The organism is Echinicola pacifica DSM 19836, from assembly GCF_000373245.1.
In the GTDB taxonomy this organism is placed as follows: Bacteria; Bacteroidota; Bacteroidia; order Cytophagales; family Cyclobacteriaceae; genus Echinicola; species Echinicola pacifica.
In genome coordinates this window covers 891,419-913,986 of the sequence record NZ_KB890738.1, presented here as the reverse complement: position 1 = coordinate 913,986, position 22,568 = coordinate 891,419, and the positions used below count along the sequence as shown (strand labels likewise).

The 22,568-nt window shown below is 44.2% G+C and carries 13 protein-coding genes; 7 read left to right on the top strand and 6 right to left on the bottom strand.

Annotated features, from left to right (window positions below; translation table 11 throughout):
• Positions 1-273: 273 nt before the first annotated feature.
• Both B050_RS0103835 and B050_RS0103830 read left to right on the top strand, forming a co-directional pair.
• Complete coding sequence (locus tag B050_RS0103835; RefSeq protein ID WP_018472569.1) at positions 274-2,220, top strand: DUF294 nucleotidyltransferase-like domain-containing protein; 1,947 nt, start codon at positions 274-276, stop codon at positions 2,218-2,220.
• A complete protein-coding gene (locus tag B050_RS0103830; RefSeq protein WP_018472568.1) occupies positions 2,221-2,895 on the top strand; it encodes a 3'-5' exonuclease in 675 nt (224 codons plus the stop codon).
• Positions 2,896-2,915: 20 nt separating this feature from the next.
• Here B050_RS0103830 and B050_RS0103825 read toward each other — a convergent pair whose 3' ends face one another.
• Positions 2,916-4,304, bottom strand: a complete 1,389-nt coding sequence (locus B050_RS0103825) for a DUF4403 family protein (protein WP_018472567.1) — start codon at positions 4,302-4,304, stop codon at positions 2,916-2,918.
• Positions 4,305-4,702: 398 nt separating this feature from the next.
• Between B050_RS0103825 and ytxJ the strand changes: the two genes are divergently transcribed.
• The 3 genes from ytxJ to B050_RS0103805 all read left to right on the top strand — a co-directional run bounded on the left by ytxJ (position 4,703) and on the right by B050_RS0103805 (position 10,677).
• Complete coding sequence (ytxJ, locus tag B050_RS0103820) at positions 4,703-5,041, top strand: bacillithiol system redox-active protein YtxJ (RefSeq protein WP_018472566.1); 339 nt, start codon at positions 4,703-4,705, stop codon at positions 5,039-5,041.
• Positions 5,042-5,742: 701 nt separating this feature from the next.
• Positions 5,743-9,006, top strand: a complete 3,264-nt coding sequence (locus B050_RS0103810) for a SusC/RagA family TonB-linked outer membrane protein (RefSeq protein WP_018472564.1) — start codon at positions 5,743-5,745, stop codon at positions 9,004-9,006.
• 24 nt (positions 9,007-9,030) lie between these two features.
• The gene (locus B050_RS0103805; RefSeq protein WP_018472563.1) at positions 9,031-10,677 is read left to right on the top strand and encodes a RagB/SusD family nutrient uptake outer membrane protein; all 1,647 of its coding nucleotides are present in this window, start codon (positions 9,031-9,033) and stop codon (positions 10,675-10,677) included.
• A 460-nt stretch (positions 10,678-11,137) separates the two neighbouring features.
• Here B050_RS0103805 and B050_RS0103800 read toward each other — a convergent pair whose 3' ends face one another.
• Genes B050_RS0103800 through B050_RS22010 form a run of 4 tightly spaced genes read right to left on the bottom strand, consistent with a single transcriptional unit; the run spans position 11,138 to position 15,671 of the window.
• Positions 11,138-12,370 (bottom strand): enolase C-terminal domain-like protein, encoded by a 1,233-nt coding sequence (locus B050_RS0103800; protein WP_018472562.1) that lies wholly within the window; start codon positions 12,368-12,370, stop codon positions 11,138-11,140.
• A gap of 12 nt (positions 12,371-12,382) precedes the next feature.
• On the bottom strand, positions 12,383-13,456 hold the full coding sequence (locus tag B050_RS0103795) for a Gfo/Idh/MocA family protein (RefSeq protein ID WP_044201700.1): 1,074 nt from the start codon (positions 13,454-13,456) through the stop codon (positions 12,383-12,385).
• Positions 13,453-14,070: an L-rhamnose mutarotase gene (locus B050_RS22820; protein WP_018472560.1), complete on the bottom strand. Its 618-nt coding sequence runs from the start codon at positions 14,068-14,070 to the stop codon at positions 13,453-13,455. Before B050_RS22820 ends, B050_RS0103795 begins: the two co-directional genes overlap by 4 nt.
• Positions 14,071-14,072: 2 nt before the next feature.
• The gene (locus tag B050_RS22010) at positions 14,073-15,671 is read right to left on the bottom strand and encodes a sodium:solute symporter family transporter (RefSeq protein ID WP_018472559.1); all 1,599 of its coding nucleotides are present in this window, start codon (positions 15,669-15,671) and stop codon (positions 14,073-14,075) included.
• Positions 15,672-15,974: 303 nt separating this feature from the next.
• On the opposite strand from B050_RS22010, the gene B050_RS0103780 reads away from it, so the two are divergent.
• Positions 15,975-18,860: an outer membrane beta-barrel protein gene (locus B050_RS0103780; protein WP_018472558.1), complete on the top strand. Its 2,886-nt coding sequence runs from the start codon at positions 15,975-15,977 to the stop codon at positions 18,858-18,860.
• A 341-nt stretch (positions 18,861-19,201) separates the two neighbouring features.
• Here B050_RS0103780 and B050_RS0103775 read toward each other — a convergent pair whose 3' ends face one another.
• Positions 19,202-20,497, bottom strand: coding sequence for a M23 family metallopeptidase (locus B050_RS0103775; RefSeq protein ID WP_018472557.1), 1,296 nt, complete (start codon positions 20,495-20,497; stop codon positions 19,202-19,204).
• Between the two features lie 280 nt (positions 20,498-20,777).
• Between B050_RS0103775 and aspS the strand changes: the two genes are divergently transcribed.
• Positions 20,778-22,532, top strand: a complete 1,755-nt coding sequence (gene aspS / locus B050_RS0103770) for an aspartate--tRNA ligase (protein WP_026235608.1) — start codon at positions 20,778-20,780, stop codon at positions 22,530-22,532.
• Positions 22,533-22,568: the final 36 nt, after the last annotated feature.

Genomic DNA, 22,568 nt, shown 5'->3' with positions numbered 1-22,568 from the left:
TTTTATGAGAAGGGGTGGCTTTCTTGATTTCAAGGCCATTAAGAATTTAAATAAAAACTCCTATCTCAGCCCCTTAGAAGTCCTCCATTATCTCGCCTCCCAAGCTTAAAAAATCCTCACAGGTGAAAGAGCAGGAAAAGCGGGCAAGCCCCTTATGATTGCCAGACGGACGCCAATCATTCATAGAAAATGGTTTTTTTCCTTTTGGCACTTTTTAAGTAGATTAGCTGCTTCATGGAGAATGGCCCTGAAAGCAAGACCTAATAACTAAGCATGTCCAACGTAATTGTCAATAGAGTAAAAGAGTTTTTGAAAGGATTTCCTCCTTTTAGCTTTCTTTCGAGCGAATTGCTAGAGGTCGTGGCCAGAGAGGTGGAGCTCATGTATTATACCCAAGGGGAATACATCTTCATGAAGGGTGATCCTGCAAAGCCTCACTTTTTTCTTCTAAAGGAAGGTTCCGTGTACCTCACCGATGAGGATGCTGGCAAGATGGTGGTAAAGGACTATTGTGACGAGGGGGAAGTGTTTGGAGTATTAGCTCTGCTCGGTCAGCGGCCATATGTGCTCAATGGCTATGTGGCGGAAGACAGTCTTTTGTACGCCGTTCCTGTGGAGACCTTCGACAAGATTCTCAAAGAAAACAGTGAAGTGAGCCTGTACTTTGCTGCTGGATTTGCAGCAGGGCAGGTGGTGGTACGGACAGATCTTTCCCAATCCCAAAAAGCCCGTAAGCTCCTTCGTGACCCCTCCTCTGACCATGGGCTTTCCTTATTTATGGAAAAAGGAAAGCTCAATTTCCCCACAGAAGTGCTGACCTGCACCGCTGATATCCCCATCTCCCAAGCGGCCCGGATGATGCAAAAACAAGAGGTAGGATCCATTGTAATTGTAGACGAATTGGCATTCCCAATGGGCATCATCACCGACAAGGACCTGCGAAACAGGATGGTGGCTGCCGAACTCCCCTATCATTCGCCTGTGTCTGCCATCATGACCCAGCCCGTCAGGACTATTCAGAAAGGCAGTGACTTCCCCGTGATCTACCTGACCATGATCAAGCACCGGCTGCATCATCTCATCCTCACCGAGGATGGCACTGACCAGAGCAAGATTACAGGAATCATCTCCGACCATGATGTCTTCCTGTCCCATGGCAATAGCCCGGCAGTGCTCATCCACGGCCTATTAAATACCTGGGAGATCAACGAAATTAAAGCGATCAGGAACCGTGCTGAAGGGCTCTTGGGGTATTTCCTTGAGAATGAAGTGGCCATAGACTTTGTGGCCAGTATCATGACCGAAATCAATGATGTCATTATCCGACGATTGATCGAGCTGGCGAAGAAGGACCTCGATGGGGAATATCCAGAGGTCTGTGATACGCCATTCTGCTTCCTATCGCTGGGCAGTGAAGGTCGGCAGGAGCAGATGCTTCGTACCGATCTAGACAATGCTTTGGTATTTGGGGAGCTGCCTGCGAAGCAAATGCCTCAGGCAAAAGCCTATTTTGAGAAGCTGGGGCAGCAGATCGTCCTACTTCTGGAAAGCTGCGGCTTTTCCCCTTGTCCCCAGGATCTGATGGTCTCCAATCCCGCATGGTGTCAGCCACTTTCCGTTTGGAAAAATTATTTTACGAATTGGATCCATAGGCCTGACGAATCCTCACTCTTGCATGCGACCATCTTTTTTGATTATCGACCGGTGTATGGAGAGCGCTCCTTGGCGGAATCCCTGACAGACCATGTGTATCAGGTGATCGATAAGCAGAAATCATTCTTGAATTTTATGGCAAAAAACGCCCTTCAAAACCCGCCACCATTGGGTTTTTTTAAGAATTTTATCGTGGAGAAAAGTGGAGAGCATCAGGATCGCTTTGACATCAAGCAGCGCGCTATGATGCCCTTAGCGGATGCCGCCAGATTACTCATCCTCAGCCACAGAGTGATGGGGATCAATAACACCTTCCAGCGCTATATGAAACTGGCTGAACTAGAGCCAGCAAATGCCGAGATCTACCGTGAAGCCGGCAGTGCCTACGAGATTTTCTTACGACTGCGGGCACTGGAAGGGATCAGCTCTGGCAATTCCGGAAGATATATCAGCCCCAGATCTCTGGGAAAACTGCAGCGACAATTGCTGAAAAACGCCTTTGCGCCTATCCATCAGATTCAGGAATTGCTAGCCTTACGATTTCAAACTAATATGATCCCAGGCTAAATGAGTTGGTTCGAGCTATTCAAAAAAAGGCCTATCAAATCCGCCATGGTCAAACGCTATGAGGCCTTGTTTGCTTCTGGTATAGCAAAGAAAACGCTGTTGACAGAACTTACTTTCGTGGTGGTGGATACTGAAACCACGGGACTGGACATCAAGCAGGATCATATTCTGGCCTTTGGTGGGGTGAAGATCATAAAGCAGCGGATAATCATCGAAACTTCCAGAGAACATTATTTGGTCTCCAAAAAGAAGTCAGCCTCAAGCATAAAAATACACGAGATCATCCAGCCCAAAAACCCCTTGCCGATCCGTGAATTTGTGCGGGGACTTTTGCCTTATTTATCCAATGATATCTTTGTGGCCCATCATGCTGGCTTTGATCTGGGGATGCTGGAGAAAGTCTGCAAGCCCTTTGGCTTGAGGCGAATCCTCAACCCCATCGTGGATACAGGTGACCTGGCAATGCGCCTGGAGCATGGCATACAGTATGATCCCAGCAGAATAAATCTTCAGGATTATAGCTTAGACAAACTCTGTGAACGGTATAATATTAAGGTCGAAGACCGCCATACTGCCGCAGGAGATGCCTTCCTCACCGCTCAGCTACTCCTCAAGCTCCTGAAACTTGCCGAAAAAAGAGGCATCAAAACGTATGGGGATTTGATGCGCTGGTAGTCAGCGCCACGATGCTGCTATTAATCCTTCAGGCGAACTTCCAATTCCCCCGTGGAATGAAGGTATAAGCGGATATCCTCCTCCGTGGTATAGATACCTTCCACATCCAGGTTTGGACGAACCACCCGAAAAGAAGCGTAATCCGTCTCAATATATCCTTGCTGCTGAAGCTCCAGCCTAGCCGCCCGTATATATTCCCCAATGGGATACACGGCATATTTTTTCATTTCTTCCAATACTGCCCCCTGCTTCAACCAGCCAGCACTATTGGCAAGTATACTCTTGGTATTCAGATCAAAATCCATATCCTCAAATACGATCGCTTCCCTCAGCGGGTCATAAGTGGGTTTTCCTACAAGGTAAATATTACCGCCTATATCCTTCTTTCCATCTCGACCCACCACAAAATCCACTTTCACCAAGGCTTTATCCCCGAAAGCCTGAGACTCAAAACCCTTGGGACTCAATGTGGTCTTGCTATCCATCTTAAAATCCTGGCCAACCAGCATGGAATTCAGATAGCGGTCCAAGTCTGCATAGGGAATGGAAAGTGGCAAAGTGATATCCAAATAATTACGCTCATCCTCATTATAATAGAGGCTAGGCAATGGGCTAGGCTGCAAATTCGGCTCCGAACCCACCTGAGTAAATACCTCACCTTCTATTCCTATGAGCAATTTTAACTTCTGATCGGTCGTAAACTGCTCACTCACTTTGATACGGTGAGGGACGGTATAGACATAGGCATCAATGCCGTCCTGCTCCACCTTGATGGGTTTACCATAGGCTTTCCAAGTATCTTCCATCAAGGACTTGAAGCTAATCCTTCCTTTATTAGTGGCTGTTAGCTGCTTCACCAGCATTTTTTCGACCTCTTTTTTTAGCATAGGGCCAAAATCAAGTTCATAGCCGAGTAAACTAAATTTCATCGACCTTCCCCAGCTTTCGATATTCAGTGAGGATATGCCCACATCCCAATCCCGGCCTATCTCAGGCACAAAACTCACCCTTGGGGCGAGCAGCTCATCAAAGGGAATCCCTGTGGAGATGGTCTGCCCGAATATTTTCTTATTGATCTTCAACTCTCCAGTCAAATGCAGGGGTAGCTCAATAAGCAATTTATTATTGCCAACCGCCTCCAGATGGATATCATCTGTGCGGACTACCTTGAGATCAGCAAATAACCCATTGCCCATATTCAACCCGGTATCCTCGAATAGCAGCTGCTCCAACTGACCATTTAGGTTTTTCTCCAAATAGCTTAGTGGAATTTCCAGTGGCATATTCACCTTGGAAATGGCATCTGGAAGGCTAATTGGGGCACCATCGTATTTTGGCTTGTCGGGATTGATTCCTTTACAGGAAACCACCAGACATAATATAATAAGGATAAGGAAGTTGTTTTTCATAAATGACAATTAAGCCCTTGATAGAAATAAACCTGTGTAAGAATGCCACAAAGGCTATTTTCAGAAATAAATATTGGCTAAAAGGGCCCTAGTATAAGTATTGATTATATAAATAGCGATCCTTTCTGGATGCTTGAGCTGCCGCAATAGAAATCTCCATCCGGAAAGACCAAGCTAGAACTTACAAGAATAACGAAACGAATTGGAAAATGACAAGGTCGAGCCTAGATTAAATCTGTTAATTTTTGTGAATTCGATGAGCTTCAGCAATAGAGCTTCCTAAGTTTTGGGCTAATCAAAGTGGCCAAGGCATTAACAATGATCCTTGATTTGTATGGAATGAACTATCTTTGGAGACTAAATTGTTATTAAAACTCATACAAAAAAGAACTATTTATATGGCTTGGAAAAGATTAGAGACCCTGGATCAGATCGCTCAGATCAAAGAAGAAAGCAAGCATCAGCCAGTATTAATTTTCAAACATTCTACCAGCTGCAGCATCAGCGGCATGGCATGGAATAGACTCCAGCGGAACTGGAAGGAATCAGATAGCGACATCATTCAGCCCTACCTATTGGATCTTTTGAGCTATCGCTCCATTTCCAATGCTATTGCGGAGGAATTTGCGATTCATCATGAATCCCCGCAGGTAATCATCCTCAAGGATGGAATCGCCACTTATGATAATAGTCATATGGGCATCAATTATCAAGAAATATTAAATCAAGCAAAATAACATCCGCTTGAGCGAATAGCACCGCAATTTTATCTATGTCAAAAGAATTCATTATTCTTGAGTCATTTCCCAGACCCACGAATAGTAGAAACTGAGGTCAAGGTGAAATTGCGGTTTATTTTTTTGCCTCATGAGTAATTTTTTAAACTCTCATCACCAATAAAAATCAAGATCACTGGATTCGATGAGGGAGATAAACCCCCTATTTCACTAATCTACTATTTCGGTCCATTCATATCCAAATCGGGCAATTAAACATTTGTTTTGGTGGGATGACCTATCAAAGGCCTTCCTATTGATCTGTGTCAAATGGTGTCATACGGATAGGGAGTAAATAGCTTGATACGGATCACTTTGATTTTTTTTAAAAAAGTCAACAATTGTAATTTTCACATCTTCCGATTAATTATTGGGCTTATGGCCAGAGACACTTAGATAATATCTTGCAAAAAGGCAAAAAGAAATGTATTGAAGGATTTGCAAGGTAAAGTAAAGGAAAAACAAATTCAGACTTTTATAACTTATTTTATTTTTTTACTTAATAACACATCTATTAAACTAATTAAAATGCATATTATATTTCGTATGCAAATTTTTTTCCAAATGATTGCGTTACATTGTAAAATTATATACATTTCTAGTTCAATAGACCTATATATTTTTTTGCTGAAAAAAATTAATAGACAATTAATCAAAATTCTATGAAAAAATTCGACAATGGAGTCAAGTCAACAGCGACTTGGCAAGTAGGAAACACCAGCTTTAGCAGCTTGTATTCCTTCATAATAATGGGCTGCATAGCGATGCTCTCTTTCACCGGATTTCAGGCAAATGCCCAATCCACTGGAGAGGTCATAGTTTCTGGTACCATCGTTTCTGAGGAGGACAATATGCCCCTTCCTGGAGTGAATGTATTAGTAAAGGGGACCACTCAAGGGACCATCACTGATTTGGATGGTAATTACAGCATAGCTGTAGGTGGTTCAGAGACGGTATTGGTATTCCGTTATATTGGCTACGCCACACAGGAAGTGTCAATAGGAAACCAGCGCACGATCAATATCACTCTAAGTTCTGAAATCAGTGCTTTGAATGAGGTCATCGTGGTGGGTTACGGTACGCAGAAGCGAGGAAACCTTACGGGTGCGGTATCAATGACAGACAGCAAGGTATTAGAAAACCGTCCGATCACCAACCTTACAGATGGACTTCAGGGCGTGGTGCCAGGACTTAATATTGCCTCAAACAGTGGAACACCAGGGGGAACGCCAAGTTTCAACATTCGTGGTGCTACAAGTATCAATGGCGGAGCGCCTTTAGTGCTCGTTGACGGTGCACAGATGGATATCAATAATATCAACCCACAGGATGTGGCGAGTGTTACTGTCCTGAAGGATGCCGCATCTGCAGCTATCTATGGAGCAAGAGCGGCCTTTGGGGTGGTACTCATCACCACCAAAAAGGGATCAAAAAACTCCAAGCCACAGATCAGCTATTCCGGAAACTACTTCGTGGCCCAGCCGACTATTATCCCCGAAAAATCTGATTCCTACCGCTATGCGCAATATGTAAATAGCATGGTAAGCAGTACTAATGGTGCTCAGATATTCAATCAGGAGCATTTGGGACTTATCAAAGACCGTGTTGATGGAGTAATCTCTACCGACTATACCCTGAAACCTTCCGGCACTGCTTATTATGAGCATGCCAATACCAACTGGGCAGACCAGGTCTTTGCGACAGCAGCTCCTGGCCAAAACCATAATATCAGCCTCTCTGGAGGATCTGACAAAACTGCCTATAGAGCTTCATTTGCCTATGCGCAGCAAAATGGAATTGTAAAACTAGGTAATGATTCTTACGAAAGATATAACTTCAATACGAATCTAAACACCGAGGTGACAGAATGGTTAACCACCTCCTTCCAGGTAAACTTTGCAAGATCAGAACAGGACGTACATAATCTTCCTGGATCAGGTTATGGACCCTCCATCTTCCACGTGGTATGGAGAGCTAGACCAACATGGACACCCTATTTTGAACAAGATGGTGTGGATTATGCTACTTTTCACCGACTAAACCCTACAGCAACTATCGAAGATGGTGGTAGAGACAATACGGTAAACTATAATATTAATACCAAGGCTGGCATAGAAATGAAATTTGGGGACTTTAAAGTATTCTCCAATTTCACCTATAACCCTAAATTTACACAGAGGGTAAGAAATAATAAGCAATTCTATTCTATTCAGCCATGGAACAACCTCAATGTGACTCCAGAAGCAGAACCTTCTTATATCGCAAAAACTAACGATGTAGATAATTACTATGCTTTTGACATTTATGGCAAATATGGCAAGGACTGGGATAGTGGACATGGTATCGAAGCCACTGTTGGTTTTAACCAGGAACAAGCTAAATTCGGACAGGATTATACCTATAACTCCATGTTGATCTCGGATGATGTCTTATCTACATCCAATAGTCTCGGTACCCCGATCATCACTGATAGTTATTCAGACTGGGCATTGAGAAGTGGTTTCATGAGAGTAAACTATAACTACCTTGGTAAATACCTATTGGAGTTCAACGGCCGATACGATGGCTCCTCCAGATTTAATAAGGCCGATCGTTACGGATTCTTCCCTTCTATCTCTGCGGGATGGAGAATTTCTGACGAAGAATTCATGAAAGATATTAGCTGGCTAAACCTTTTGAAAATTCGTGGCTCCTATGGTGAACTTGGAAACCAGGTATCAGGAGACCTGTACCCTTTCGTAGGCTATGTAACCGTACCACAGACCGATTGGATTTCTGGAGGTACGAGACCTTTGGGACTTAATCCCCAAAACCCTCTTGCTTATAATAGAACCTGGGAGAATGTCGCCTCTTCCGATATTGGATTGGACATGATTTTCCTGAGAGGAAGATTAGAAGTGACCTTGGATGCCTTCCAGAGAGACACCAAAGGCATGCTAGTTGCAGGCGCTGCTTTACCAGGAGTATTTGGAGCCCAAGCTCCTGAGAAAAACGCCGCAGACTTAAGAGTTAAGGGCTGGGAAGGTTCATTTGGATGGAACGACCAGATCAATAATGACCTCTCCTATAATTTGAGTTTTGTAATATCTGACTCTAAAGGTGAAATCACTCGCTATGAAAACCCTTCTAAATCCTTTTCAGGGACCTACTATGAAGGGCAGACTATTGGCGAAATCTGGGGTTATGAAACGGTAGGTTTATTCCAAAGTCAGGAAGAAATCGATAATGCTGCAGACCACACTCCTCTGGGCGGTGGCAACCTGGTAGCTCCAGGCGATGTGCACTATGCAGACCTCAACGGTGACGGCTTTATCAATGGCGGTGCAAACACCGTGGATGACTCTGGTGACCGTAAAATCATCGGCAATGCCTCCCCACGATACCTTTATGGCATTAGAGGTGGTATTAATTATAAAGGATTTGACCTGAACCTCTTCTTCCAGGGAGTAGCAAAACGCGATTTCTGGATCGATGGTCCATTGATGTTTGGCGGTGCAGGATATGGCAACGTGATCGTGACCGATTACAACTGGGACAATACCTGGAGTGATGGATCTGATGGTCTTCCAGTAAACCCGGATGCTTACTTCTTCCGTCCAAGTCAAGGAGCGGTTCTGGGCCGTAATGATGTGGTACAGACTCGCTACCTACAAAACGCGGCTTACCTTCGCTTGAAAAACCTGACAATCGGTTACACTCTACCTGCTCCTTTATTGGAGAAAATTAAGATCAGCAATCTGAGAGTATATGTGTCAGGCGAAAACTTACTGACATTTACCAAGTTGAATGAAAACTTCGACCCTGAAGTACTTGATCCAGGTCAAGGAAACCTCGGAAGTGCCAATTTCAATAATGGCGGAGGACAATCAGGGAAAATTTATCCTTTATCAAAACGTCTTTCTTTCGGCTTAAGCCTAAGTTTCTAATTGAGGATTATAATTAACTAAGACATGAAAAAATTAGCTATATATTTATTAGCCTGCGTCTGGATAACAGCTGGCTGTAACGATCAGTTTTTGGATACCTATCCAAAAACCCAAATCAACGACGATAACTTCTGGAAGAGCCCATCCGATCTGATGACTTATAATAACCAGCTTTATGGCGTTTATTTTAAATCTCAGGGATTTGGCGGTGGTGGATTCAATGCAAAAATCCTCACTGATGATAATGCCAGTGATAACTCCTTTGCGCAAACGCCTGATGACACCCGATTGGGCCTCAACACGGTAAACCTTCCAGGCCGACAAGACTGGAGCTGGGACTTGATAAGAGACATCAATCAGATGCTCGAAAATAGCGAGGCCTCTAGCATAGAAGTACTCCAAAAAAACCCCTATATCGCTGAGGCCAGGTTGCTGAGAGCTTTAGATTATTATGATAAACTGAAGCTATACGGCAAACTTCCTATCATCGACCATGTGCTCACAGAGGAAGATCCAGCATTATATGCTACTCAAGCCAGCAGAGATGAGGTAATGGCATTTATTAAGGAAGATTTGGATTATGCGGTAGAGTGGATGGCCACCTCTGCAGATGCCAATAGATTTGATAAGATAATTGCGGAAGCCTATAGAGCACGAATCATGCTTCACGAGGGTACTTTCAGAAAATACCACGGGTTGGGTGATGAAGCTAGCTACCTTCAAGCGGCAGCAGCCTCTGCTCAGGTAGTCATCAACAGCGGAAGATATATCATAGACGCCAGCAAAGGCTATAATGATTTGTTCTCCAATATAGACCTATCGGGCAATAAAGAAGTGGTTTTCTTCAAGAACTATGACGAAGCTTTACAGCTCTATAATAACGTCTCCAATGTACTTACCCATGTGGATGGTGCGCAGTTTGGAGGTACCAAAGATTTGATCAATGATTATCTATGTGTGGATGGCTTACCAATAGACCAGAGCACACTTTACCAAGGTGACGCTACCATCACGCAGGAATTTGCCAACAGAGACGGTAGATTAGCAGGGACATTTGCGCAGCCCAATACCTATTTCGTTACTGATAAACTCTATATAATCGGGGATCCTAAAGGCATCGTCAATACCGCCTCTCCTTCCGGCTACCAAGTGGCCAAGTTTTACAATGAAGAGATGGATCAAATGGCGTCATGGGACAGAGCTTTTACTGATGCTCCTTTGATTCGCTATGCGGAAGTATTGCTCATCTTAGCTGAAGCAAAAGCCGAACTAGGCACCATCAGCCAGGGAGACATCGATGCCTCCATCAATCTGCTTCGCGCCAAGGCGGGTGTAGCCAATCTGACCTTGAACCCAGCGACAATCATAGCTGATGTCCAAAGAGAAAGGAGAGTAGAACTCGCTTTTGAAGGATTCAGATTTGACGATCTAATGCGATGGAAAAAAGGCACTAAGCTATCTCAGCCTGTGCTGGGCCTTAAGTGGAACTCTACGGATATCGCCAATGCAGATGATTTTGTCCTCGGCAGCCAGGTCAACCTGAATGCAGCAGGATACATCATTTCGAATCAAACTTATAAGTTTGACGAAAGCAAAAATTACTACTTCCCTATACCTGTAAACCAGTTATCGCTGAATCCAAATTTAGTACAAACTGAAGGATGGGAATAATATAGATAGACGCGAGTACGGATAGCCCTACAAATAGACGTAACCTTCGCATAGTCGAGGTTACGTCATTTGACTATCAGCGTATTATCCATCCAGTACCTATTCCTACCAATGCCTGAGGCTAAAAAATTGCCTTGGTCATTTTAAACAAAAAAATCAGTTGGCTGAACCCATCGTTCATTCCAACTGATTTTTTTTTGTCCATTATCACCGAATCAGAAAATACAGCGATTTAATAATCTTGCGTCAGGACTAGCCCCTTATCATTTTGCCGGAGGCAATAAAATATTCAGCAGTCATAAGCTAGCTACCAGCAGCCTATGCCTGCACCTCAGGCCTTTGACTTGGCTAGCGGCTAGCTCTATTGATTTTCTTTTGGTCGCCTTCGGCTCAAAATTGAATGTACTGAACCCAATACTGATTATTCTCACAAATAGAATTTTTAGAATCTAGTACCTGACTATTTCAGATCAGCACTCATTCCCGGTGTGTGAGGTGTTTTATACCGGCCATTCACAATCTCCACGGGATTGACAAACGCCTCCTTGAGATGAGGAATATGCTCCAGCAATAAGGCAGGGTGATCCATCGCTATATGATTAAATAAGACCAAATGCTGGTGAATCTGCCCCATATCTCCTACGTGAGGGACGACTGGGATATTAAATTTTTTCGATAACAAACTGATCAGGATAAATTCTGATACACCACCAACTCGAACCGCATCGACCTGATTAAAACTCATACATCCCGACTGGAGGAAATTCTTGAAAAGTATCTTATTGGGGACGTGCTCACCGAGCGCTAACTTCACAGGTACCGCTTCCGCCAAGGCCACATGAGCATATACATCATCCGGATGAGTTGGCTCCTCTATCCAATAGGGATTCAGAGGCAATAGGCTCTTGCAGATGCTAATGGCTTGAGGCAAATTCCACTGCTGATTGGCATCAAACATAATTGTGGCCTTATCTCCTGCGATATTGCGGACCATTTCGGCTCGACGGATATCTCTTGCAGGATCTTTGGAACCTACCTTCAGTTTCATGGCGGTGAAGCCCATATCCATCGCATGCCTGATATTATCAGCGACTTTTTCGTCCGAATAATTAAACCAACCCACAGAGGTATCATACCCAGGATATCCAAGGTCGAGAATTTTCTTTCTCATTTCCCTGCCCGCACTTTTGGAGCGAAGCAGCTCAATGGCCTGTTCCCGGGAGAGGATATCTTCATAATATGAAAAATCCAGGGTGTTGACCAGCTCTTCTGGCGACAGCTCGATCAGCAGCTGCCATAAAGGCACCGCTCTGGACTTTGCCCATAAGTCATAGCAAGCGTTCACGACTGCTGCCAATGCCAAATGCACCACTCCTTTATGAGGGCCCAGCCACCTGAAATTAGGGTCGTCCACCATCTGCTTATAGGTCGTACCAAAATCCGCCATCAACTCATTGATTTCTCTTCCCTCCACATGCTTGACAAGGTAGGTAATGGCATCTTTGACGAGGTTATTTCCCTCCCCAAGAGTAAATGCCAGCCCTACCCCCTGCAACATACTGTCTGTATGAAGATGGCAAACCCCATAGGCATAAGTAGGCACGGTATGAATGGCATCCGAACCCGATCCATCTTTTAGCTGGAAACGTACATCCTCGGCAAAACCCTTTTTTATTACTATTGACTTATTCATAATATATTTCGGTTATTTTATATCTTTTAATGGTGTGCCCCCATGGTCACTGGACTGGTAAGCCGCCTCTGTCACCCTCATGGTGTCATAAGCATCCGCTGTAGCATGAGGCAAAATATCAGTTTCCCCTAGGTAAAAGCGCTGTAAAGCCGCCATAGTACCAACAAAAGCATGGGGAAACCATCCTCCTTCAAGGGGCAATTCCCGCCAGCCTTGTTTATCCTCCAGCAGTGTATATTCCATCTTGGGAGGCATTCCCCGTGGATAATCCAGGGATAAGCCGATTCTAATTTTTACCGCGCCTTTTGTTCCTTCGATCTTCAGATAAGACTCCTGATGATCTAGCCCAAACTCATGACCATGATTGGTCATAACCCGCGCCTGGGTATATTCATCATAATCCATTATAATCGTACTTCTGGTGGATGCCAGCTCGGGCATCTTGGGATGCTTTATGGTGCTCGCATATACCTTGGAGGGGTTTCCTAGAAAACTACGGATCAGATCTATATAATGAATGCTATGGTATAAAATCTCCATGCGTGGCAAGTCAAATAAGAAATCCCATAAATGCCAGGGGGTAAACACACCCACTTTGACCTCCATATCATAGACTTGGCCCAAAAGACCTTCTTCAAACAGCTGCCTTGAAGCAGTGATATAGGGCGCAAACCGAAGCTGAAAATTCACCGCAGCGACTAATCTCTTCTGCTCACACCTCTCCAGAATCGCCCTGGCCTCCTCCATGGTTTCACCCATTGGCTTTTGGATCAGGACGGCTGATCCATCTGGCAATTGCTCCAATATGGATAGGGTTTTGCTTGCAGGCACCGCGATATCAAATACCGCCCCAGCATGCTGCCCATCGCGGATAAGTTCCTCCATCGTACCATACGTATTCTTCACCATACCAAATTGTGCCTGCAGGGATTTGGCTTTGGCAAGCTCAGGATCGTAAATCCCCATCACCTCAAATCCTGCCATCTGATAGGCGGGAAGATGGGCGTCCTTTACGATTCCCCCTGCCCCAATCAAGGCAATCGGTCGAGGGGATTTTGGTAAGATTGCTGCTTGTTTTATCTTCATTGCTTCATCATTATAGGATGCATAATCTGCCATTTCCTAAGCGAATCTCCCGCTTCGGATGATCCCTGAAATTGGCTCACAAAAGTCTGCCATTCCCGCTCCTTTGGAAGCTCGATCCAGCGCTCAGCCTCTTGATCCATATCGAAGCTATCGCAAACTTCCATGATCAAAAAAGCTCGGAAACCATGGAGATACAAAGCCATCTCCTCTATCCCCATCTGGTTCATATTGGCAATTATTTCTGGCCATACCTGCCGATGTATATTCTTATACTCATGAATCAAATCTGCATTAGATTCCATTTCTAAAGTACTGACCAGCAATTTGGTGGAGATACCAGGTTTGGAAGGGGAGCCTGTGCCTATGCCCAGCTCTCTTTGTCTTTGGCTTTTGGTAAATATCTTCTCTGCTGGAAATAGAGGAATATTCCCGGGAATTACAATCTCAGCATTCCCATCCATCTCTATTAAGCCCAGATGAGTATCGCTTCCTTGATAGAGGTGAAGGGCCCTTATATGCACGCTTTCCTCAATAGAATCACGAATCTCAGTAGGAAGCAGGCCCACCTGTTCTTTCCAGACGAAACAAAGGCTATTATCATCTAAAATACCCATGATTAGTAAAAGAAAATATAAATGATAATCATGGCCACCACCAGAATTGCACTCAATATATTCACTTGTCTTGAAGGCTGTTTTACCTTCAAATAAAAGTTATCAGGAACCTCCGCCTTCACGGGGTCAAAATAACTGATTACGCTATATATGACTGTGGAAGCGATAAAGTAAAAGAAGGTCTGTCGCAGCCAGTTCAGGCCCAGACCATCCGCACTGGAAATATAATTTGGAATGTCATTGATAGGGATATACTTCTCCACCACAAAAACCGCAGCGGCAAAGGTGCTACCAGCTAGTAAGGTCCAGAAAGCCGCGGTGGAAGTACCCTTGGTGGATATCACCCCCCATAGGAAAACTGCCACGATAGATGGCGCAAAAATGCTGAACATTTGATTAATCAATTCGAATATTGCTCCCAGATTACCCAAAAATGGGGACCAGGCCACCGCCATGACCAATACCACCACGCCCGTAATCCGGCCTATTCTCACCTTACTCTTATCCGAGATGCCCGGGTTGATCTTAGCAAATACATCAAAAACGATCAGGGTGGAGCAGCTATTCAATGCTGCCGCTACACTGCTCATGACTGCTGCCAATAATGCCGCGATCATCAGGCCTTTTAGCCCTACAGGAAGCAAATTCAAAATCATGATGGGTAACACGCTCTTGGTATCCGCTCCTATCTCATCCTTAAATAAGGCAAAAGCTAAAATCCCTGGAACGACCATGATAAATACCGGCAAAATCTTCAGAAATCCAGCAAATATCGCCCCCAGCTTCGCCTCCTTCTCGGACTTTGCACCCAGCACCCGCTGGACGATGGTCTGGTCAGTACACCAATACCAAATCCCCAAAACCAAATGACCTGTGAGCATATCCATAAAAGTAAATCCAGTCCGTGCACTATCAAAGCTCACCGCCTTTAGCCGGTCGGGATCCACTGCATTCTTCAACCCTTCATAGCTAGTAATGCCCACTTCTGGAAGCTTATAAATCGCCAGCACCGTAATGGCCAAGGAGCCTAAAATAAGGATAACCGTCTGCACCGTCTCCGTCACCACCACCGAAGTAAGACCACCAATAATGGTATAAACCCCTGTGGCCGCCGCGATGATAATAATCGAAACCAATATATCAAGGCCAAAAATCTTTTCAAAAACAATCGCTCCAGCATAAAAACTCACGCCTATATGCATAAATAAAGCCGCCAATATACTGAATATAGCCAGGATCACTCTGGACCGGCTATCATATCGCTGCTCCAGAAATTCGGGTAAAGTGGCAATATTACTTCTCAAATAAAACGGCACAAATACGAAGGCTAGGATCAACAGCTCAAAAGCTGAAAACCACTCAAAATTCCCCCAAACTATCCCATCCTTAAATCCTGACTCCGCCAAACCCACCAAATGAACGGTGGATATATTCGAGGCAAATAAGGAAGCACCTATCACCCCCCAGGTCAGGGACTTTCCTGCCAGAAAATACCCCGAACTGGTATTCTTACTCTTGCGACTGTACCACAGCCCCACGACCACGATCAGTAGAAGGTAGGCTCCGATTATAATGAGGTCGATGGCTTGGATATCAGTCATAGGTTAGTGGTTACTTTGAGAAATTTTTTAGTTTATCCCGGTAAGGAAATGAAACTATTCTACTTATTATCGGAAAATTACGAAAATAATTATAAATAGGACTAGTGTCCTAAGCATTTTTTTAAATAAATTATTTCAAGGAATATTTTCCTTATTCGATGATAGAGTCTATCTACCTTTACCTATAAATCCTACCACCTATCCCTCAAAAGCAGCCCTTTGTCCTAAAATACGGGTTTATTTCTAAGAGACTTTAAACCGCCCAACTATTCTTAGGTCTAACCAGCCTTAACAGGGAATATTATGAGAAAACTATTTACTTTTATTTGCTTTGGTGTTTGCCTATTCTTAGGGATTCAGGCCTCCCAGGCACAGCAACAAGGCCCCACCCGGAATCGTCAAGGAGGCACCGCTCCTAGTATAAGCGGTCAGGTGGTGGATGCAGAATCTGGAGAAATTTTAATTGGTGCCAATATCCTAATCAAAAGTGCCAGTGACAGCCTCGCAGCTGCCACAGTGACGGATGCCCAGGGGAAATTTACCCTTGCACGCCCACGACTTATGCAGATCAAAATTGAGATCAGCTATATCGGCTACACTCGCCATGAGCAGGCTATCGAGGGTAGAGGAGCGGTGGACCTGGGAACCATCAAACTGATGGTAGACAGCAAAGAGCTAGGAGAATTCCTGGTGGAAGGTCAGACGCCCGTAGGTGAGATGAAAGGAGACACGGCGGTATTTAATGCCAATGCCTTCAAAACCAAAGAAAATGCCTACGCCGAGGACCTTATTAGCAAACTGCCCGGAGTGGTAATCGAAAATGGAACGATCCAAGCCCAAGGGGAAGATGTCAAGAAAGTGCTGGTCGATGGCAGAGAGTTTTTTGGGGACGACCCTAATATCGCTCTGAAAAACCTACCCGCAAACATGATAGACCAGGTGGAAATCCTCGACCAAAGATCCGATCAATCCCGCCTCACAGGCCTGGATGATGGCAATTATAGTAAAACTATCAATATCATCACTAAGGGAAACATGCGAAACGGCTACTTTGGCAGGGCCTATGCTGGATATGGAACTGATGATCGCTATAATAGCGGAGGAAATATAAATTTCTTCAAGGGAGACAAAAGATTTTCCATCATCGGTTTATCAAATAATATCAATCAACAAAACTTCTCCTCCGAGGATCTGCTTGGCGTATCTGGCGGTGGCGGCGGCGGTGGCAGACGTAGAGGAGGCGGACCAGGAAATAGCTCTGGCGGAGATAGCTTCCTCACCGGAGATGATAGTGGCATTTCAAAAACCAATTCATTTGGCATCAACTACAGTGATAAGTGGGGTGAAAAAACCAATTTTTCAGGAAATTATTTCTTTAATAATAGTAATAATACCCTTAGCCAAATCACCAATACCGAAACCCTACTCTCTGAAGATACTTACCAATACTATCAGGAGCGACTTCTAAGCACCACCAAAAACTATAATCACCGGTTCAGTGGGAAAATAGAGTATGATATCAATGACAAAAATAGCCTCATCATTAGTCCAAAGGTAAGCTTCCAGGACAATAGCCGGCTGAGTGATACGGATGGACTAAATATTGGTTCAGAACAGGATTCCCTCAGTGCCGCGAGGACCCTGAATGACCGTACTTCCAATGGCTACAACTTTTCGAATAACCTGACCTATCGCTATAAATTTGACAAGCAGGGCAGGACCATTTCCACCAATATATATACGGGCTGGAATAAAAAAGATCAGCTCACAGACCTTCTCAGTGCAAACACCGATTTTGTAAGGTCAAATATCGATACCACTTTTCAGGAAACAAATTACCTCAGTGATGGCTTTAATTATAGAGCCAATATCACCTATACCGAACCTCTTGGAGAAAAATCCATCGCCTCATTAAGCTACTCTGTAGGAAACAATAAAAGCTCCGCAGATCAGAAAACGTATATTCTAGCCCAGGAGAGCAATTTAATGGTCCTGGACACGGCGCTTAGTAATGAATTTGACAATAACTTCACCACCCAGACGACAGGTTTAGGATATCGCTGGAGTGATGACGGATGGAATCTTGATATGAGCTTAAATTACCAGTATGCAAAGCTAAATAACGAAGCCGTCTTTCCCGAAGTGGTGAATTTCCAAAGAGATTTTAATAATCTGCTGCCAAGTGCCAGTCTATCTTATAGGTCTCGGGAAACTGGAAAGAATATTCGTATTCGCTATCGTACCAGCACCAACGAGCCCTCCGTAAGTCAGCTTCAGAATGTCATCAACAACAGTAACCCGCTGCAGCTGAGCATTGGAGACCCCACCTTGGGTCAAAGTTATAACCATAACTTCTTCGCCAATTATGGTAAGTTTGACATGGAAAAATCAAAGACCTTCTTCCTATTTGCAACAGCATCGGTAACGGGAAACTATATTGGTACCAACACCTATGTGGCTGACCAGGATACCCTGATCAATGACGATGTGCTGCTAAGAAAAGGAGGGCAGATCACTCAGCCAGTAAACTTAAATGGCAACTGGAATGCGCGGGTATTCTTAAACTATGGAGCCCCTTGGGCAGCCGCCAAATCAAATTTTAATAGTGGCACCAGCATAAGCTACGGCCGTACCCCCGGCATGATCAATAATCAAATCAACTATAATGAGACCATTGGTCTTAGCCAAAGGTTGTCATTGACCAGTAATATTAGCAAAAACCTTGACTTTACCCTCGCCACTAGAGGCACCTATAGTATTGTCAATAGCACCTTGCAAAGCAGTTTGGAAAACAACTATTATTCTCAAATCACGGACTTCAAATTCTATTTCTCTCCCAATGACGGAAAGCTATTTGTAAATTCTAATATGAGCAACACCCTATATACGGGGCTTTCTGAAGGCTTTGACCAGTCCTATTGGCTATGGAATGTGGAAGCGGGTTATCGCTTCCTGAAGGATAATAAAGGCGAGTTGAAGCTCAGTATATTTGATGTGTTAGGTCAAAATAACAGCATCAGCAGAACCATTTCCGATGTATCCGTTTCGGATGTGCATTCCAATGTCCTCACTAGCTACGGCCTCATCACTTTCACATATATAATAGGCAAATTCAAAAAACCAGAGCAGGAAGAGCGTGGGCCAAGAGGATTTGGTGGGCCACCTCCTGGAGGAGCTAGAAGTTGGTAATACTTCCTTAAATACATATTAACAGACCGGCTATTATCAGCCACCACAGCGCCCGTAGATTCCTCAAAATCTGCGGGCTATTTTTTTGATCCTGGGGAAAGAAGATCCATTCTTCTGTCAATTTTATTGGCTATCAAACTAACGCTAATACCTGCTACTTCCTGCCATCTATATATAAGCCTACCCAGCTCACTTTCAATTGCGAAGAGATGTTCCTGTGTGAATTTCTTTAGGATTTAAGTATCCTCCTAGCATAGGGGAAAACCCTATTAGACATAAAAAAAGGTGCGATCTCTAACCGTATGATTAAAGATCGCACCTTTAAGAAGTCTTTATTGAGCTTATTTCACTACCTCAGTGACCAATTTCCCATCTAAGCTTTCGATATAGGGAATTGAAGCAAGCTGATCGAGCTTTTCAGTTTTTGCTCTGTCGAAGGCCATTTGGTTTTCTTGGAGAATAGGATCGGAAGGAGGGATTTCCTCATTCAGCCAATCGACCTGTTTGCCGTTTTTCCAAAATCGGAAACACAGATGTGGTCCGGTGGCTAATCCTGTGCTACCTACATAGCCAATCACCTGACCCTGTTTTACTCTCACGCCATTTCGGATTCCCGAGGCAATCTTCGACATATGGAGGTATTGGGTAGTATAAGTGCCATTATGCTTTACTTTCACATAGTTGCCATTTCCGCCGGTATAGCTTGCGGCAATGATGGTACCATCTCCCACCGCACGGATTTCTGTACCACGAGGAGCGGCATAATCTGTACCCAGATGGGCTTTATAGCGTTTTTGTACTGGATGGTATCTTCGAAGATTATAGCGGGAGCTTATTCGGGTAAACTTCACAGGATCTCTCAAAAATGCTTTCTTGAAACTATTACCTTCGATATCGAAGAAAGTCACCTGGCCATTTTGCTCAAAAGGAATGGCATGGTAGGGCTGGCCCATATGCTCAAAATAAGCGACCTGGATAGGTTCAATACCCACCACCTGGCCGTCCACCAATTTCTCATTATATACTACCTTAAACTTATCCCCCTTCTGAAGGCGCTGAAAATCCACGCTCCATCCATACAGATCGGCGAATTCATCGATAAGATCCGGAGTGATGCCCTGCTCGGTCATATTGACGTATAAGGAAGAGGAGATGGTTCCGCCCACTTCACGCTTGCGAAGCTCTATGGGCTTAGACTCTTTATAGATATCGTTACCGTCAAGCTTATACACCACATACTCGGCGGCATTGGGTTCGTAGATAAAAAATGCTGCTTTGGAGCTGCTATCTTTGGAGGTGAGTACGGTATATTTTTTATTGAATGCTATTTTACGGACATCGAATATGTCGCGGGATTTTTTAGCAATTCGGTCAATAACCTGATAAGGCACATCAAAAGGAGCCAAAAGGGTCGATAAGGTTTGGTTTCTTCCCACCACCCCGTCCACGATTTTGAAATCGTCGACATTTATGCCGTACAGGAAGTTGGCTTCATGCACGATATTTGGTTTACTTTCTGGAGATACAGCCACCACACTTTCCTCCTCGACTGCAGGTCTCAGGCTATACTCATAAAGGCCATAACCTGCTGCCATCATCAGCACCAGTCCTGCTGCTGCGATCCATGATTTTTTCATTCTAGGGTTTTAATTTTTTTTGATTTGCAAATGTTACTCTAATAAATTTAAATTCCAGTCAAATAGCAAGCGATCCTCGAAGTATTTACTCATTTTAAGCTATTTGTGGAAATTCAAAAGTAAAACGCTTTCCTTGCCAACAAAGGTATAATGAATAGGATGAATTTTAAAGAAATTTGAGGCTTTGAAGAAAAAAGCCTCGATACTTAATATCATAAATAGTAAACTGTAAATCGAATTATTATCTTTGGCGACTGATATTGATTAAAAAATTATAGATATGCTAAGAACACATACTTGCGGTGAATTGCGCATAGGAGATGTGGGCCAGGAAGTAACTCTTTCAGGATGGGTCCAAAGGGTTCGTAATAAAGGTGGATTGGTATGGGTGGATTTGAGGGACCGATATGGTGTTACCCAGCTTATTTTTGAAGAAGGATCCTCTGATCCAGCCCTCTTGGAGAAAGCCGCTTCCCTAGGTAGGGAGTTTGTCATTCAGGCTAGCGGTGAAGTCATCGAAAGAACTTCCAAAAACAAGAAAATTCCCACAGGAGAAATAGAGCTGAAAGCCGCCAAGCTGGATGTGCTCAATGCTGCAAAAGTACCCCCATTCGTCATCGAAGACGAAACTGATGGCGGGGAAGAGCTCCGCATGAAATACAGGTACCTGGACCTGAGACGTGCAGTGGTACGCGAAAAACTTCAACTTCGCCACCGCATGATGCAGGAGACACGTAAATTCATGGATAAGCTTGACTTTATGGAAGTGGAAACTCCCGTATTGATCAAATCTACCCCTGAAGGAGCCCGTGATTTCCTCGTGCCGAGCAGAATCAACCAAGGTGAATTCTACGCCTTGCCCCAATCCCCACAGACCTTTAAGCAACTCCTTATGGTCAGTGGCTTTGATCGCTACTTCCAGATCGTAAAATGCTTCCGTGATGAAGACCTTCGTGCAGATCGTCAGCCTGAGTTTACTCAGATAGACTGCGAGATGTCCTTCGTGGATCAGGAAGATATCCTTAGCACCTTTGAAGGCTTGATTAAGCACCTTTTTGCCAATGTCAAAAAAGTGGAACTTCCTGAAGTGGAGCGAATGACTTTTGCCGATGCCATGAAATACTATGGTAACGATAAGCCTGACCTTCGCTTTGATATGAAATTCGTTGAACTCAACGAACTCTCCCAAAATAAGGGCTTCAAAATATTCGATGATGCCGAGCTGGTAGCGGGAATCTGTGCTCCTGGAGCTGCCGCCTATACCAGAAAGCAAATAGATGCCATCACCGAATGGGTAAAACGCCCGCAGGTAGGCGCCAAAGGCCTAGTTTATGTAAAATATAACGAAGATGGAAGCCTCAAATCCTCCGTGGATAAGTTCTACAGCCAGGAAGACCTAAAATCATGGGCTGAGGCAATGAATGCCAATCCTGGAGATCTATTATTGATCCTATCAGGAGATACCAATGCCACCAGAAAGCAACTTTCTGAATTGAGGCTAAAAATGGGTTCTGACCTGGGACTCAGAGACAAAAACACCTTCAAACCACTATGGGTACTTGACTTCCCGCTTTTGGAGTGGGATGAGGAGAGCGGCCGCTTCCATGCTATGCACCATCCATTTACCAGTCCTAAATCTGAAGATTTTGCGCTACTGGAAACTGATCCTGGTGCCGTAAGAGCCAATGCGTATGACTTGGTCATCAATGGAGTGGAGATCGGTGGCGGATCCATTCGTATCCATGACAGAGACACCCAAAAGACGATGTTTAAGCACCTTGGATTTACGGATGAAGATGCCCAGGCTCAATTCGGCTTCTTAATGGAGGCCTTTGAATATGGCGCCCCACCACACGGTGGTATTGCTTTTGGATTTGATAGACTTTGCGCCATATTTGGTGGTAGTGATTCCATCAGAGACTATATCGCCTTCCCAAAAAACAATTCGGGAAGAGATGTGATGATCGATTCACCAAGTGCTATTTCTGAAGATCAGTTGCAGGAATTGAGTATTCAGCTAGCGCTAAAGAAATAAAAGCGATCTAAAGATAAGCCTTATGGCTAATTTGAC

Coding starts and splice junctions, on each gene's coding strand:
- B050_RS0103805 (WP_018472563.1), top strand. CDS start 9,031: ATGAAAAAATTAGCTATATATTTATTAGCCTGCGTCTGGATAACAGCT.
- B050_RS0103825 (WP_018472567.1), bottom strand. CDS start 4,304: ATGAAAAACAACTTCCTTATCCTTATTATATTATGTCTGGTGGTTTCC.
- B050_RS0103795 (WP_044201700.1), bottom strand. CDS start 13,456: ATGAAGATAAAACAAGCAGCAATCTTACCAAAATCCCCTCGACCGATT.
- B050_RS0103800 (WP_018472562.1), bottom strand. CDS start 12,370: ATGAATAAGTCAATAGTAATAAAAAAGGGTTTTGCCGAGGATGTACGT.
- B050_RS0103835 (WP_018472569.1), top strand. CDS start 274: ATGTCCAACGTAATTGTCAATAGAGTAAAAGAGTTTTTGAAAGGATTT.
- B050_RS0103775 (WP_018472557.1), bottom strand. CDS start 20,497: ATGAAAAAATCATGGATCGCAGCAGCAGGACTGGTGCTGATGATGGCA.
- B050_RS0103810 (WP_018472564.1), top strand. CDS start 5,743: ATGAAAAAATTCGACAATGGAGTCAAGTCAACAGCGACTTGGCAAGTA.
- aspS (WP_026235608.1), top strand. CDS start 20,778: ATGCTAAGAACACATACTTGCGGTGAATTGCGCATAGGAGATGTGGGC.
- ytxJ (WP_018472566.1), top strand. CDS start 4,703: ATGGCTTGGAAAAGATTAGAGACCCTGGATCAGATCGCTCAGATCAAA.
- B050_RS0103780 (WP_018472558.1), top strand. CDS start 15,975: ATGAGAAAACTATTTACTTTTATTTGCTTTGGTGTTTGCCTATTCTTA.
- B050_RS22820 (WP_018472560.1), bottom strand. CDS start 14,070: ATGGGTATTTTAGATGATAATAGCCTTTGTTTCGTCTGGAAAGAACAG.
- B050_RS22010 (WP_018472559.1), bottom strand. CDS start 15,671: ATGACTGATATCCAAGCCATCGACCTCATTATAATCGGAGCCTACCTT.
- B050_RS0103830 (WP_018472568.1), top strand. CDS start 2,221: ATGAGTTGGTTCGAGCTATTCAAAAAAAGGCCTATCAAATCCGCCATG.